Source organism: Cupriavidus sp. MPR-AND1C, assembly GCF_058809705.1.
This window is the reverse complement of record NZ_JBXASU010000067.1, coordinates 26,309-41,101: the sequence shown is the minus strand read 5'-3', so window position 1 is coordinate 41,101 and position 14,793 is coordinate 26,309. Positions and strand designations below refer to the sequence as shown.

At 67.2% G+C, this 14,793-nt stretch carries 10 protein-coding genes; 6 read left to right on the top strand and 4 right to left on the bottom strand.

Annotation, left to right across the window (positions count from 1 at the left end; genetic code table 11):
- Positions 1 to 33 precede the first annotated feature (33 nt).
- Positions 34 to 222 (bottom strand): DUF3460 family protein, encoded by a 189-nt coding sequence (locus AC1RWI_RS27780; protein ID WP_043348812.1) that lies wholly within the window; start codon positions 220 to 222, stop codon positions 34 to 36.
- Positions 223 to 489: 267 nt separating this feature from the next.
- Here AC1RWI_RS27780 and AC1RWI_RS27775 point away from each other — a divergent pair, with 267 nt between their 5' ends.
- The 3 genes from AC1RWI_RS27775 (at position 490) to bamE (ending at position 7,124) form a co-directional block, all read left to right on the top strand.
- A complete protein-coding gene (locus AC1RWI_RS27775) occupies positions 490 to 2,346 on the top strand; it encodes an autotransporter assembly complex protein TamA (protein WP_492869913.1) in 1,857 nt (618 codons plus the stop codon).
- 79 nt (positions 2,347 to 2,425) lie between these two features.
- Positions 2,426 to 6,514, top strand: a complete 4,089-nt coding sequence (locus AC1RWI_RS27770; RefSeq protein WP_492869912.1) for a translocation/assembly module TamB domain-containing protein — start codon at positions 2,426 to 2,428, stop codon at positions 6,512 to 6,514.
- Positions 6,515 to 6,581: 67 nt separating this feature from the next.
- Entirely contained in the window at positions 6,582 to 7,124 is a 543-nt protein-coding gene (gene bamE / locus AC1RWI_RS27765; protein WP_043352217.1) for an outer membrane protein assembly factor BamE domain-containing protein, read from the top strand.
- On the opposite strand, the gene AC1RWI_RS27760 is transcribed toward bamE, so the two are convergent.
- The 3 genes from AC1RWI_RS27760 to AC1RWI_RS27750 all read right to left on the bottom strand — a co-directional run bounded on the left by AC1RWI_RS27760 (position 7,121) and on the right by AC1RWI_RS27750 (position 12,140).
- Entirely contained in the window at positions 7,121 to 8,983 is a 1,863-nt protein-coding gene (locus tag AC1RWI_RS27760; RefSeq protein WP_082054916.1) for a SulP family inorganic anion transporter, read from the bottom strand. The genes bamE and AC1RWI_RS27760 overlap by 4 nt on opposite strands.
- 131 nt (positions 8,984 to 9,114) lie before the next feature.
- Positions 9,115 to 11,184, bottom strand: a complete 2,070-nt coding sequence (gene metG, locus AC1RWI_RS27755) for a methionine--tRNA ligase (protein ID WP_043348804.1) — start codon at positions 11,182 to 11,184, stop codon at positions 9,115 to 9,117.
- A gap of 323 nt (positions 11,185 to 11,507) precedes the next feature.
- On the bottom strand, positions 11,508 to 12,140 hold the full coding sequence (locus AC1RWI_RS27750; protein ID WP_492869911.1) for a YiaD family glycine zipper/OmpA-like lipoprotein: 633 nt from the start codon (positions 12,138 to 12,140) through the stop codon (positions 11,508 to 11,510).
- Positions 12,141 to 12,464: 324 nt separating this feature from the next.
- Here AC1RWI_RS27750 and apbC point away from each other — a divergent pair, with 324 nt between their 5' ends.
- The 3 genes from apbC to AC1RWI_RS27735 are packed head-to-tail and all read left to right on the top strand — an operon-like array spanning position 12,465 to position 14,771.
- A complete protein-coding gene (gene apbC, locus AC1RWI_RS27745; RefSeq protein WP_043348796.1) occupies positions 12,465 to 13,553 on the top strand; it encodes an iron-sulfur cluster carrier protein ApbC in 1,089 nt (362 codons plus the stop codon).
- A gap of 5 nt (positions 13,554 to 13,558) precedes the next feature.
- Positions 13,559 to 14,131 carry a DUF3305 domain-containing protein gene (locus tag AC1RWI_RS27740; protein WP_043348792.1) on the top strand — a complete coding sequence of 191 codons (573 nt, stop codon included), beginning with the start codon at positions 13,559 to 13,561 and terminating at the stop codon, positions 14,129 to 14,131.
- Positions 14,132 to 14,147: 16 nt separating this feature from the next.
- A complete protein-coding gene (locus AC1RWI_RS27735; RefSeq protein ID WP_082054915.1) occupies positions 14,148 to 14,771 on the top strand; it encodes a DUF3306 domain-containing protein in 624 nt (207 codons plus the stop codon).
- Positions 14,772 to 14,793: the final 22 nt, after the last annotated feature.

The following is a 14,793-nucleotide window of genomic DNA, read 5'->3' as shown; positions in this document are numbered from 1 at the left end:
CTCGGGGGCGGGGCGATGTGGCGGGTAAGGACTTTAGTCCAGCGCGTAGACGTACGGCTTTTGCGCCACGCGCGAGGCGTCGGCACGGGCACGTTCTTCGAGGTTGATCGGGCTCTTGTCCCACAGCAGGGCACGGCCCTGGCGTTGTTCCGCTTCCAGGGAAGGGCGCTCGTCCTTGAGCGACTTCAGGAACTGGGTGATATCCGATTCGTAGGCAGCCATGGCGGGAAACAGGGTGAGATTAACAAACAGCGGGGATTTTACCGTATCGGCGGGCCCGGCAACGGGATTGCGCGCGATTCTGCCGTTTTCATCCCTTGCTCTCGCTTTCGGCGATGGTTGTGGTGAGCGCTGTGGTGACTGCTGTGGCGACGGTCGCGGCGGTCTTTTTGGCGGCGCCGGACAGGCCGGCCGCGCGGGTGTGGTCAAATGTCGACTTTGCGTGACGTGCATCGATCGATGAGGATGGACCCAGGGAACCCGTGCACCATGCCCGCCGGCCTTGCCGCCCCTGCCGGCGGACTGCCGGTGGCGCCGGCCGTGCTGCGCCGCCTGATGCCCCCGCTGCTGGCGGCCCTGATGCTATCCGCGGGGCCTGCCGCCGCCGCCTATGAAGTCGAGGTCGACGCGCCCAAGCCGATCAAGGAAATCCTGCAGGACCACCTGGACCTGTCGCGCTATCGCACCCGCGACGATATCTCGCCCGACCAGTTCAACTATATGGTCGAGACCGTGGGCGAGCAGGTCCGCCAGTTCACTTCCACCGAAGGCTATTTCGATCCGCAGACCACCACCAAAGTGGATGGCAGCGGCGACGAGCGTACCGTGCACATCACGGTGGAACTGGGCGCGCGCACGGTGATTCGCGCCGTCGACGTGGGCGTGACGGGCCCGGCCGCCAGCCAGTCGCCGGAGCGGATCGCCGAAATCAGGGCCAAGTGGGGCCTGCCGGTAGCCGCGCCGTTTCGCCAGGCGGACTGGGACAAGGCCAAGGAAGACGCGCTGGTGGCGCTGCAGAGCAACACCTACTATGGCGCCCGCCTGACCGGCTCGCAAGCCCGCATCGAGCCGGACGAGCACGCGGCGGACCTGAGCGCGCGCTTTGCCAGCGGCCCGGCCTACAGCATGGGGCCGCTGATGATCAGCGGGCTGCGGCGCTATCCCGAGCAGATCATCCGCAACGTCAATCCGCTGTATGAGGGCGAGCCGTACCGCGTGGAGCGCTTGCTGGAATTCCAGCGCGCGATCCAGAACCAGCCGTATTTCTCCAATGTGCAGATCGACCTTGGCGAGCAGGAGACGACGGAGGACGGCAAGATTGCCAACACCAATCCGGACCGGGTCGCCGCGCCCAAGGTCGACATGAGCGCCGACAAGGTCACCGTGCCGGTGTACGTCCGGGTGCGGGAGTATCCCGTCAATCGGCTGTCATCCGGCGTGGGCTACACCACCGATACCGGCGCCCAGGTCGAAGGCCGATACTCTTACTACAACCTGTTCAACCGCGCCTGGGTGTTCGACTCGCAAGCGCGCATCGAGCAAAAGCGCCAATATGTGTTCGGCGAGATCGCGATGCCGCCGGACAGCAGGACGTACCGCAACAGTGCCTACGCCAGCTACGAACGCACCATCGACCTCGAAAGCACCGACCTGACCAGCCTGCGCACCGGCCTGAAACGGTCCCGCTCGCGCGAGAATTACGACACCACCATCTCGCTTGACTATTACTACGACAACCTGCAGCCCTTTGGCGAGGCGAACCAGCTCAGCCGGGCGCTGGTGCCTGCCTTTGCCTGGACGCGGCGCGACGTGGACAACCTGGTGTTCCCGCGCCGCGGCAACGTGATCAGCACGCAGGTGGGCGTGGCCGCCAAGCACATAATGAGCGACGAAACCTTCTTCCGCCTGTACGGGCGTATCCGCCAGTACGTGCCCGTGGGCAAGCGCGACCTGGTGTTGGCCAGGCTGGAGCTCGGCGCGGATATCACCAACGGCGACGTCACCAAGATCCCCGCCTCGCTGCGTTTTCGGGCGGGCGGCACGGATTCGATCCGGGGCTACGGCTACCAGTCGATCGGCACCCGCAACGGCGCCAGCGTGCTGCCGGCCAAGTACCTCGCCACCGGGAGCCTGGAGTACCAGTACTGGTTCCTGCATGACTGGGGCGCCGCGATCTTCTGGGACGTGGGCACCGCCACCGACAACCTGACGGGCGTCAAGCTCTACAACGGCGTGGGCATCGGTGCGCGCTGGCGCAGCCCGGTGGGGCCGGTGAAGCTCGACGTGGGCTACGGCATCCAGCAAAAGCAGTTCCGCCCGCATATCGCGCTGGGAGTCGCGTTCTGATGATTGACCTGACGATGACGATGCGGCCAGGTCGCCAGCACGGCGTCCTCCATGAACGCAGTTGCAGGCTATTTGCCACATGAGCATTCCCGACATGCCTCCCGTTCCCGCCTCCGGCGAGGTTCCGCCCGGGCCGGCGCGGCCGCGCCGCACGCGCCTCGGGCGCTGGCTGGCGTGGTGCGTCGTGGTGGTGCTGTTGCTGGTGCTGGCGGCGGTTGCGGCGGTGGTGCTGGCCTTGCGTACGGAGGCCGGTACGCGCCAGTTGTGGTCGCTGGCCACGCACCTGTCCTCAGGCGCGTTGTCTGGCAAGCTCGAAGGCGGCACGGTGGCGCATGGCCTGCGGTTGCGCGATGTGGTGTTTGCCACCGGCGAGACACGGGTGACGATTGACCGTGTCGACGGCAATTGGGCGCTTGGCTGGTCGCCGACCCGCTTGCATGTCAGCGCGCTGCGCGTGGGCGCCGTCACGCTGCGCTTGGCGCCGTCGCAGCCTGACAACGCGCCCGCCTCCTTGCCCAGATCGCTCGACCTGCCGTTGGCGGTGGACGTGGATACGCTCACGCTGGACCGCCTGACCTTGCTGCAAGGGCCGCCGGCTACGCCCAGCGAGATGGTGTTCAGCGACCTGGCGGGCTCGCTGCATTCCGACGGGCAACGCCACCGCCTCAGCGTGGAACGGTTGGTCACGCCATACGGCAAGCTGGCCGCTAATGCGCAGATCGCCGGCCAGGCGCCGTTTGCGCTGAACGGCGCCGCGCTGCTGGAGGGCAGCTGGCAGAAGGAATCCTTTAGCATCAGCGCCAATGTGCGTGGCTCGCTTGCCATGCTGCACGCGCAAGCCGAGGCCAGCGGTGATCGCCTGCGCGGCCGTGCCGAGGCCGACCTGACGCCGTTTGGCAAGGTGCCGTTCACGCATGTGCTGGTCAATGGCGAGCACATCAACCCGCGCTTGTTCAGCGCGTCGGCGCCGCGCGCCAATCTCTCCGTGCAGGCCGAGTTGCGCCCGGTGGATGGCGCGGCCACGCCGGCGCAGGCCACCCCGGCTTCCGCTCCCGCTGCCAAGCCTGGCAGCGCCCACGACAGCGCGCCCCTGCGCGTGGCGGGCGACGTGCGCATCGTCAACCACGAGGCCGGCAAGCTTGACGCCGAGCGCCTGCCGGTGGAATCGGTACAAGCGCATATCGAGGTCAGCGAGGCAGCGCAGATGGTGCGCGACCTGCAGGTGGCGCTGGCCGGCGGCGGCGAGATCCGCGGCGGTGGCGCGCTGCGCGATGGCCGCGGCGGCTTCGACCTCGACGTGCGCAACCTCGACCCGCAGGCTCTCTATGGCAGCCTGAAGCGCGTGCGCCTGTCCGGGCCGGTGAGCTTGCGCATGGAGCCCGGCCGCAAGAGCGTGGCGCTGGACCTGGCCGGCGGCGAGTACAAGCTGTTTGCCGATGCGCATCTGGATGGCGAGGCGGTGACGCTGACCTCGCTGCGCGCCGGCATCGGCGCGGGCACGCTCAACGCCGATGGCAAGCTGTCGCTGAAGGACGCGCAGCCCTTCAGCTTCAAGGGCAAGCTGATCAATTTCGACCCGGCCCGCGTGGCCGAGGTGGCGCCTGGTCGCATCAATGCGGAGTTCACCGCCAGCGGCACGCTAGCACCGGAGCACCGCGTGGCGCTGGACTTCGCGGTGCGCGACAGCGTCTATGCGGGGCTGCCGATGCGTGGCGAGGGCAAGCTGCGCCTGGCCGGCGAGCGCCTGCTGCCGAGCCAGGCCACGCTGGAGATGGCGGGCAACCAGGCCCAGATCAACGGCAGCTTTGGCGCACGCGGCGATCGCCTGAAAGTGCATGTGGATGCGCCGCAGCTCGATCGGCTCAAGTTCGGCGTGGCCGGCGTGTTAAAGCTCGACGCGGACGTCACCGGCACGCTGGCGCGGCCGGAGATCGTGGCCAGCTATGACGCGCAGTCGCTGGTGGTGGGCCCGCACCACGTGGCCAGCGCCAGCGGCAGCGCCGAGTTGCGCGGGGGGCTGAACGGCACGCTCGCGCTGAAACTGCACGCCCGCGACTATCGCGGCCCGGTCGCCACGCTGCGCACGCTCGATGCCTTGCTCAGCGGCACCCAGGCCAGTCATGCCTTCGACCTGAAAGTGGCCGGCGCGTTGCACGACAAGCCGATGCAACTCGCCTTGTCGGGGCAGGGCGCCTGGCAGGGGGCGGCGGGGTGGAAGGGCACCATCGGCACCCTGGAGGAGCGCGGCACGGTCAACGTGCGGCTGATCGCGCCGACGCAGCTGCAGGTGGCGGACCAGCGCGTGCATCTCGGCGCGGCCAGCCTGCAGTTCGAGCGCGCCCGCGTGACTGTGGACAGCTTTGATTTCGACCACGGCCGCATCCGCACCCAGGGCAACCTCGATGGCCTGCAGGTGGCCAACCTGCTGCGCCTGGCCGAGGCCTTGACGGGCGAAGCGCCGCCGGTGCGCTCGGACCTGGTCCTGGACGGCCGCTGGAACATCACGCTGGCCGAGTCTGCCTCCGGCTTTGCCGAGCTGCGCCGGCGCAGCGGCGACGTCTCGGTGAGTGCCGGGCGGGGCTACACCGCGCTGGGCCTGGGCGAAACCGCGCTGCGCGCCGAGTTTGCCGGCAGCCGCGTCAACCTGAAAGGCGGCATCGAGGCCGCACGGGTCGGCAAGGTGGTGGTAGACGCGTCCGCCGGGCTGATCCAGGAGCAGGGCCTGATGACGGTGACGCCGGCTTCCACGCTGGCGGGCAAGGTTTCGCTGGATGTGCCGAAGATCAAGTCGCTGGAGGCGCTGAGCGGCCCGCAATACGCGTTCGATGGCAAGCTGGCGGCAGTTCTGCAACTGGCGGGCAGCGTCGGGCAGCCCCTCCTTACCGGCACGATCGACGGTACCGGCATCGCCATCACCCTCTACGACCTCGGCATCCAGCTGACCGATGGCATCGTGCATGTGGTGCTCGACCAGAACACCATCGAGCTCAAGCAGGTGGAGTTCCGCGGCGGCGACGGCAAGATCGTGGCCACCGGCAACGTGAAGCTGGGCGAGACCGATCCCAACCTGACGGGCAAGATCGTGGCCGACAAGCTCCAGCTCTTTGCCAGCCCCGAGCGCACGCTGATCATTTCCGGCGATGCCAGCATCGCCAACGAGAACCGCCAGATCGTGATCCGCGGCAAGTTCCGCGTGGATCGCGGCTTGTTCGACCTGCCCAAGGCCGGCGCCCCGGAGCTGGGCGACGACGTAGTGGTGGTGCGCCGCCGCGACCAGCGCGAGATCAAGACCGCCGCCACGCCGTTGCCGGAGGCCAGGCCGGCCAGCCGCTTCAGCCCGCTGATCGATCTCACGCTCGACCTTGGCGACAATTTCCGTTTCCGCGGGGCCGGCGCGGACCTGCGCCTGAACGGCCAACTTGGCGTGCGCAGCGCCCCGCTGACGCCGCTGCGCGCCACCGGCACCATCCGCGTGACCGACGGCACCTATGAGGCGTTCGGGCGCAAGCTCAACATCGAGCGCGGCATCGTCAATTTCAACGGGCCGGTGGACAATCCCAACCTCAATATCCGCGCCATGCGCCGCAACCAGGAAGTGGAGGCGGGGGTGGAGGTGACCGGCACGGTACGCCTGCCGCGCGTCAAGCTGGTGTCCGAGCCAAATGTGCCCGAGGAGGATAAGCTGTCATGGCTGATGTTCGGCTACGGCGCGGAAAGCGCGGCGGCCGGACAGCAGCAACAACTCAGTGCGGGAGCCCTGGGCGGTGCCGCGCTGGGCATGCTGGGCGGGCGCGCGGGCAAGGGGATCGTGCAGCATCTGGGCATCGACGAGTTTTCGATCGGGCCTAGCGCGGCCGGCCTCAACGACCAGCAGGTGGTCAGCGTGGGCAAGGCCGTGACCGAGAAGATCTCGGTAGGCTATGAGCAGAGCCTGACCAGCGCCAGCAACGTGGTCAAGCTGACTTGGGCATTCTCGCGGCGCTGGTCGCTGATTGCCAAGGGCGGCTCGATCAACGGGCTCTCGGTGCTGTTTAACCGCCGCTTCGACAGTTGGGGCAATTTGTTCACGGGCGCGTCGGGCCGCGCCGGAACCGCGAGGAGCCAGACCGATGCCAGCCAGGATGCCGACAGCAATGCAACGGACGCAGCCGCGCCCGAGCAGCCTTGAGACACGCGCCATGATCCGCGTGCCGCCCACCTCCGCCACTGCCGCGTCTTACCGACGCCTCGCCGCCATGGGACTGATTTCCTCCGTGCTTGCCCTGTTCGGGTGCGACCAGCAAAAGGTCGACGAAGCGATGAAGAAGGCGGGCGATACCGCGCACGCCACCTGGAACTCGGTCAAGCCCGATAGCCAGTTGTTCAAGGGCATCGTGGTGGGCGAATCCAGCGAGGACGACGTGCGCAAGCAGGCCGGGCGCCCGGAGATCACCTGGGAAGAAGAGGACGGCGGCCGCCGGCTGGAATACCCGCGCGGCCCGGAAGGCGCCACCACCTGGATGGTGACGATCGGCGCCGATGGCAAGGTGCGCGCCATCGAGCAGGTGCTGACCGCGGAGAACTTCGCGCGCGTGCGCGCCGGCATGAGCCGAGACGATATCCGCCGCCTGGTCGGCAAGCCTACCAAGGTGGAAGCCTTCGCGCTCAAGAAGGAAGAGGTGTGGGGCTACCGCTGGTGGGAAAGCGCGCAGGAGAAGGCGTTCTTCAACGTGCATTTCAACGCCGATGGCAAGGTGACGCACACCTCGCGCAGCGACGAGAGGCTGCAGGGCGGTTAGCCTGCAGCGGGCCGCTCGGCCCGCTCGGCGAGCAACACGCCGGCCCTGGCACAGGCTGCGGCCAGCGTGTCGCAATAGTTTGCCGTGCCCATCTGTTCCAGGAAGCCCGCGCGCCGCATCAGCGACATCACCTGTGCCGGCGCGGCGCAGATCACCAGCGTGCCGCCACGCCGCGCCAGCGTCTTGCGCAAGGCGTCCAGTGTGTCCAGGCCGGTGGTGTCCAGCGCCACCAGCTTGCCCACGTCGAGGATCAGCACCGCCGGCACCGGCTGGGTACGGTCGCGCGGGTCGATCAGCGCTTCCACCTTGTTGACGGCGCCGAAGAAGAGCGCGCCGGTCATGTGATAGGCCGCCACCTCGCCGGCCGGCAGCGGCCTGCCGTCGGCCGCCGGGGGCAGCGCGGCCGGCGCGATCGCCTCGATCTGCGTGAGCGCGGCCATGCGGTAGATGAAGAACAGGCAGGCGAGCACCAGTCCTACCTGCACCGCCACGGTCAGGTCGAACACCACGGTCAGCACGAAGGTGCCGAGCAGGATGATGCGGTAGTTGTTGCTGTAGCGCTTCAGGTGCGTCAGCCCGAACATATGCCACTCGCCCATGTTCCACGCCACGTAGAGCAGGATGGCGGCCAGCGTGGCGAGCGGGATGGCGCTGGCCAGTGGCGCCGCCACCAGCACGATCAGCAACAGCGTGGCGGCGTGGATCATGCCAGCCACCGGCGTGCGCCCGCCGCTGCGCACGTTGGTGACGGTACGGGCGATGGTGCCCGTGGCCGGCAGGCCGCCGAAGAACGGCGTGACGATATTGGCGATGCCCTGCGCCATCAGCTCCTGGTTGGGATCGTGGCGGTCGTCGATCAGGCTGTCGGCCACGCGTGCGCAGAGCAGCGATTCGATGGCGCCGAGCAGGGCGATGGTCAGGGTGGGCGCCACCAGCTGCTGGACCAGTTGCCAGCTCAGTTGCGGCAGCGCAAACGGCGGCAGGCCCTGCGGAATACCGCCGAAGCGCGTGCCGATGGTCTCCACCGGCAAGTGCAGCAGGCCATTGGCCGCGGTGGCTAGCACCAGCGCTATCACCGTGCCGGGAACCATGGCCAGCGCACGGCCAAGGCGGCCGTGCGCATTGGGCGGGTTTGCCGGGTTTGCCGCAACCGTCGATACGGGGCGCCAGCGCTTGCCTGCCAGCAGGGCCAGGCGCGACCAGCCCGCCACCACCACCAGCGAGCTGACCGCCAGCGCTACCGTGGGCCAGGACACCGTGGGCAGGGCGCGCCCCAGCACACGCATCTGCGAAAGGAAGTTGCCAGGCAGCTTGCCGGTTTGCAGGCCAAGGAAATCGGCGATCTGCGAGACCATGATCAGCACCGCGATGCCGTTGGTGAAGCCGATCACGATGGCCACGGGGATAAAGCGGATCAGGGTGCCTAGCCGGAACAGCCCCATGGCGAACAGCAGGCCGCCCGCCAGGATGGTAGCGATCAGCAGGTTGGCCACGCCGTAGCGCGCCACGATGCCGTAGACGATGACGATGAAGGCGCCGGCGGGACCGCCGATCTGCACCGGCGAGCCGCCCAGCGCGGCGATCAGGAAGCCCGCGATGATGGCGGTAAACAGACCGGCCTGCGGTGGCATCCCGGAGGCGATGGCAAAGGCCATCGCCAGCGGCAGCGCCACCACGCCCACGGTGAGGCCGGCGGCGAGGTCCTTGAAGAAGAGGGCGCGGTTGTAGTCGCGCAGGCTGTCGAGCAGGCGCGGGTGGAAGGCGGCGAGGGGGAAGGGCTGGCGCAGGCGCAGCCTGCCGCCAGCGGGCGGCGGCGCTGGCGTGCCAGAAGGGGCGTGGCCGGGAACGCTGTCGGGCATGCCAGGAAATCCCATCAACACCCTGTCGGGCATGGGTGCAGTATGGGCTTCCCGGCGGCGTGGCGTCAATCGGCGCCGGCGCCATGGCGCGTTGGCGGCTCGGCGCTGGCGCGCCTCACCGCCCCCGCGGGTCAGCCAATGCGCATGCCCGGCACGGCGCCTTCGTGCGGCTCCAGGATCCACAGGCCCGGCGTGGCCTTCTCATCCGCTGCCGATGCGGCCAGCACCATGCCCTCGGACAGCCCGAACTTCATCTTGCGCGGAGCCAGGTTGGCCACCATCACGGTGAGCTTGCCCACCAGCTGCTCGGGCGTGTAGGCCGACTGGATGCCGGAGAAGACGTTGCGCGTCTTGCCTTCGCCCAGGTCCAGCGTGAGCTGCAGCAGCTTGCTCGATCCTTCCACCTTCTGGCAGTCCACGATCCTGGCCACGCGCAGGTCGATCTTGGCGAAGTCGTCGATCGTGATGGTGTCGGCGATGGGCTCGATCGATGCGGCGGCGCCATCCGCTTCACCGGCGGGCGCGGTGGCCTGCAGCGAGTCGCGGTTGGCCGCCAGCAGCGCATCGACCTGCTTGGCATCCACGCGCGTCATCAGGTGCGAATACGGCTGCACCGGGCGCGAAGCCGACAGTTGCTTGTCGATGCCGCGCCAGTCCAGCGGCTCGATATTGAGGAAGCGCTCAACCCCAGCGGCCATTTGCGGCACCACCGGCTTGAGGTAGACGGTGAGCAGGCGGAAGGCTTCCAGCGAGACCGAGCAGGCAGCGTGCAGGGCCGCGCGCTTGCTGTCGTCGCGTGCCAGCTCCCACGGCTTCTCCGTGTCGACGAAGGCGTTCACCGAATCCGTGAGCTCCATCACCAGGCGCAGCGCCTTGCTGTACTCGCGGGCTTCATAGAACTGTGCCACTTGCGGCGCGGCTTCCCGCAATTGCTTGAGCAGCGGGTGGGCCAGCGCGGCCTCGTCCACCACGCCGTCGAAGCGCTTGACCAGGAAGCCGGCGGCGCGGCTGGCAATGTTGACGTACTTGCCGATCAGGTCGCTGTTCACGCGCGCAATGAAGTCATCGAGGTTCAGGTCGAGGTCTTCCATGCTGGCGTTGAGCTTGGCGGCGAAGTAGTAGCGCAGCCATTCCGGGTTCATGCCGGTGTCGATATAGCTCTGCGCGGTGATGAAGGTGCCGCGCGACTTGCTCATCTTGGCGCCGTCCACCGTCAGGAAGCCGTGCGCGAACACGTTGGTGGGCGTGCGGTAGCCAGAGAAGCGCAACATGGCTGGCCAGAACAGCGTATGGAAATACAGGATGTCCTTGCCGATGAAGTGGTACTGCTCGGCGGTGGAGTGCGGGCCTACCCAGGCGTCGAAATCGATGCCCTTCTTTTCGGCCAGGTTCTTGAAGCTGGCGTAGTAGCCGATCGGTGCATCCAGCCACACGTAGAAATACTTGCCGGGAGCGCCGGGAATCTCGAAGCCGAAGTAGGGCGCATCGCGCGAGATGTCCCAGTCGGACAGCGTGGACGCCTCGCCTTCGGCGCCCAGCCATTCCTGCATCTTGTTGGCCGCTTCCGGCTGGGCCAGGTCAGCCACCCACTCGCGCAGGAAGGTTTCGCAGCGCGGGTCGGACAGCTTGAAGAAGTAGTGCGCGGAGGACTTGCGCACCGGCGTGGCGCCCGACACCACCGAGTACGGGTTTTTCAGGTCGGTGGGCACGTAGGTGGTGCCGCAGACTTCGCACGAGTCGCCGTACTGGTCCTTGGCGCCGCACTTCGGGCACTCGCCCTTGATGAAGCGGTCCGGCAGGAACATGTTCTTGACCGGGTCGTAGAACTGCTCGACCTCGCGCTCGGCGATCAGGTCCTCGGCCTTCAGCGCCAGGTAGATCTTCTCGGAGAGCTGCTTGTTCTCGTCCGAGTCGGTGCTGTAGTAATTGTCGAACGACACCATGAAGCTGTCGAAGTCGCGCTTGTGCTCGGTCCACACGCGATCGATCAGCTGCTTGGGCGTAATGCCTTCTTTCTCGGCCCGCAGCATCACCGGGGTGCCGTGCGTATCGTCCGCCCCGACGTAGTAGACCTCGTTCGCCATCATGCGCTGGAAGCGCACCCAGATGTCGGTCTGGATGTACTCCACCAGGTGGCCGATATGGATCTGGCCGTTGGCGTAGGGCAGGGCGGAAGTAACGAGGATGCGACGTGCGGTCATGGAAGAATTGCCGGTCAGGAGGGGGTTGGACGGTAAGGCGGGGGCGTCGCCGCCAAAGTCGGGCGGGCACCGTGAGAGGGCTATTCTAACAAGCGGGGCGGGCAGCGCGTGCACTGCGGCGGCGCACAGGGGGAAGAGAGGGCTTTGAGTAGTATTTAGTGATGCAAAAGCCACTCATTAAGCTGAGGACAAAAAAAGCGCCGGTCAGAGCCGGCGCAGCTTTCCACAACGGAAAAGGAGGAGAAATCAGGTACCGCCCGGGAGGTCAGCCACCCATCGCGAGCCAGCAACGGTGACAAGCGGTACCTGTTTCTATGACCGCATCATCTCTGAATTGGTTTCAAATAAATTTCGACCCGGCGATTTTGTGCGCGCCCGGCCTCGGTGGCATTGTCCGCGACCGGCTGGGTCTGGCCCCGTCCTTCGGCTGCCAGGCGGGTCCGGGCAACGCCTCGGTCACCCAGGTAGGTTGCGACGCTCTGGGCGCGGCGCTGCGACAGCTGCATGTTGTAGTTCGGGTTGCCGGTGCTGTCGGTATGGCCCACCACGGTGGCGGAGACGTCCTGTTGCTGGGCAAGGGTCTGCGAGACCTGGTCGAGCACCGAGCGGAACGACGGCTTGATGCTGGCGCTGTCCGTATCGAAGGTCACCTGGCTGGGGATGTTCACCTTGAGCGAGCCGTCCGGCTGCTCGGTGATCTGCGTGCCCGTGCCCGCCGTGTCCTTGTTCAGCTTGCCGCGGATTGCGTTCCAGTTGTAACCCGTGGCCCCACCCAGGGCCCCGCCAACCGCGGCGCCGACGAGCGTGCCGGTGGTATTGCCGCCGATCAGGTTGCCCAGGCCGGCGCCGACCGCAGCGCCCACGCCGGTGCCGACCGCGGCCTGGGTGCCTTGTTCCGTGGCGCAGCCGGCGGCAAGGGTGGCGACAATGGCCAGGCTGACGAGCTTGAGTTTCATGTTTTCTCCTTCAGGACGAAGCTTTTTTGGCTGATTTTGAAGTGGTGCGCGCAACATTGCTAGAAATAACGCGGAAGGCACCTGAATACAAGGGCCCGGACCGTATTCACCGGGCTCGCGTTCCTGGCGCACTACAATAAGGAGATGATGCCGGGTGCACAAGCCTGTTGCTGTGACAGTTGTAAGTGCGTGTAATTCCACGTGCGGAATATGGGCTTGCCGCCCACGCATTACCCTCACGTTACCCTTGCGCCGCACTTCGCTCATACTTTGATAAAGTACGCGCCTTCCCCCATATTCCCATATTCAGTAGCGGAGATTGTCTTGAGCCTCACCGTCGACCAGGTTACCGAAGTCCTGCGCACCGTGATCGACCCCAACACGGGCCGGGATCTGGTGTCCACCCGTTCGGCTCGCAATGTGCGGGTCGAAGGCGGCGATGTGTCGCTGGAAGTGGAGCTGGGTTATCCCGGCAAGAGCCAGCTGGAACCGATTCGCAAACAAGTGGTGGATGCGCTGCGCCAGTTGCCCGGCGTGGCCAATGCCAACGTGGCCGTCAGCATGCACATCGTGGCCCACGCGGTGCAGCGCGGCGTCAAGCTGCTGCCGGGCGTCAAGAACGTGATCGCCGTGGCGTCGGGCAAGGGCGGCGTGGGCAAGTCCACCACCGCCGTCAACCTGGCGCTGGCGCTGTCCGCCGAGGGTGCCCGCGTGGGCATGCTCGACGCCGACATCTACGGCCCGAGCCTGCCCATGATGCTGGGCATCGATGGCCGCCCGGAGTCGTCCGATGGCCAGACCATGGAGCCGCTCGAAGGCCACGGCCTGCAGGCCAACTCGATCGGCTTCCTGATCGAGCAGGACAACCCGATGGTGTGGCGCGGCCCGATGGTGACCTCGGCGCTGGAGCAATTGCTGCGCCAGACCAACTGGCACGATCTCGATTACCTGATCGTCGACATGCCGCCAGGCACCGGCGACATCCAGCTTACGCTGTCGCAGAAAGTGCCGGTGACGGGTGCTGTCATCGTCACCACACCCCAGGATATCGCCCTGCTGGACGCCAAGAAGGGCTTGAAGATGTTCGAGAAGGTGGGCATCCCTATCCTTGGCATCGTCGAGAACATGGCTGTCTACTGCTGCCCGAGCTGCGGCCACGTCGAGCATATCTTCGGCGAAGGCGGTGGCGAGAAGATGTGCGCGGACTACGGCGTGGACCTGCTGGGCAGCATGCCGCTTAACCGCTCGATCCGCGAGCAGGCCGATACCGGCCGGCCCACGGTGGTGTCCGATCCTGACAGCCCGATCGCCGAGCTGTACCGCGCCATGGCGCGCAAGGTGGCCGTCAAGGTGGCCGACCGCGCCCGCGACATGACCAGCAAGTTCCCCAGCATCGTGGTGCAGAACACCTGATCCCCATGGACACGCCAGCCGACTCTGCTGCAGGCAACCCGGCCTCCGGCGCCGTGCCCGCCGGCCGGCCTGGCGTGACCATGGCCGTGGTGATGCGCCGCGTGCCGCTGGCTAGCCGCTGGCAGCCTTGGAAATGGGAACTCGACACCGTGCTGCCGGATCTTGGCGAGTTCGGCGCCGTGCCCCACTGCCTGGCGCAGGACGAACACGGCGCGCGCTGGCTGTACCCGGGCTACGCCGTCACGCTGTTCCGTGACGAGGCCGAGGGCTACTACCTCAACCTCACTTCCACCGCGCCCTGCTGGTTCGTGCTGTGGCGAATGGCAGAGGAGGGCGGGCAGGCTGCCGTACCGACGTCGCGCGACGGCGAGCCGCTGCCGGTGCCGGTGACGGTGACGCTATCCTACAACGAGGCCGGACGCTGGCTCGACGCCGGCGAAACCGTCGAGAACGTACCGCTGGCCCCTGAGCAGCTGGATTGGCTGCAAGCCTACGTGGCCCAGTACTACCGCCCCGAGCCCAAGAAACGCCGGCGCCCGGAATCATTCAAGGCGCCGCAGGACAGGGCGCGCTACTGATGCAGGCAGGCCGCGCATGAGCGATGCTTCCTTTCTGTCGCGCTGGTCCCGCCGCAAGGCTGCGGCGCGCGACGGCAAGCCGCTTGAGGCTGCGCCCCGTCTGCCCCCGGAATCGGCCGTGGCTCCCGGCAGGGATGCGCCAGTAGCCCAGGCACTGCCAGACCCCGTTCCAACCCCACCCGCTGAACCGCTCCCCACGCTAGCCGATGCCGCCTTGCTGCGGCCGGGCGACAGCATCGCTCGTTTCGTCGCGCGCGGCGTGGACGAAAACGTGAAGCGCGCCGCGCTCAAGACGCTGTTCGCCGATCCGCATTTCAACGTGATGGACGGCCTCGATACCTATATCGACGACTACAGCCAGCCCGATCCGATTCCGCTGGATGTGCTGCGGCGCATGCGCCAGTCCGAGACGCTGGGGCTGTTCGCGCCCACCGACGAGGAACTGGCGGCGGCTCGCGCACAGCAAGAAGGGCTTGATGCGCAGGACGCTGTCCCGGTGCCGCCCGAACCGCCCGCGGCGTTGCCACAACCAGCCGGCGAGGCCGGGGAGGCTGGCATTGCCACCGCCACCGCCACCGATGACAGCTTGCCTCCTGCCGCGTCCCCGGCCGGCCTTTGCGCCCCAGGCAAACACGCGTAGTCGCTGCCCGCGGCGCGGCCTA

Coding starts and splice junctions, on each gene's coding strand:
- AC1RWI_RS27780 (WP_043348812.1), bottom strand. CDS start 222: ATGGCTGCCTACGAATCGGATATCACCCAGTTCCTGAAGTCGCTCAAG.
- AC1RWI_RS27775 (WP_492869913.1), top strand. CDS start 490: ATGCCCGCCGGCCTTGCCGCCCCTGCCGGCGGACTGCCGGTGGCGCCG.
- AC1RWI_RS27770 (WP_492869912.1), top strand. CDS start 2,426: ATGAGCATTCCCGACATGCCTCCCGTTCCCGCCTCCGGCGAGGTTCCG.
- bamE (WP_043352217.1), top strand. CDS start 6,582: ATGGGACTGATTTCCTCCGTGCTTGCCCTGTTCGGGTGCGACCAGCAA.
- AC1RWI_RS27760 (WP_082054916.1), bottom strand. CDS start 8,983: ATGCCCGACAGCGTTCCCGGCCACGCCCCTTCTGGCACGCCAGCGCCG.
- metG (WP_043348804.1), bottom strand. CDS start 11,184: ATGACCGCACGTCGCATCCTCGTTACTTCCGCCCTGCCCTACGCCAAC.
- AC1RWI_RS27750 (WP_492869911.1), bottom strand. CDS start 12,140: ATGAAACTCAAGCTCGTCAGCCTGGCCATTGTCGCCACCCTTGCCGCC.
- AC1RWI_RS27740 (WP_043348792.1), top strand. CDS start 13,559: ATGGACACGCCAGCCGACTCTGCTGCAGGCAACCCGGCCTCCGGCGCC.
- AC1RWI_RS27735 (WP_082054915.1), top strand. CDS start 14,148: ATGAGCGATGCTTCCTTTCTGTCGCGCTGGTCCCGCCGCAAGGCTGCG.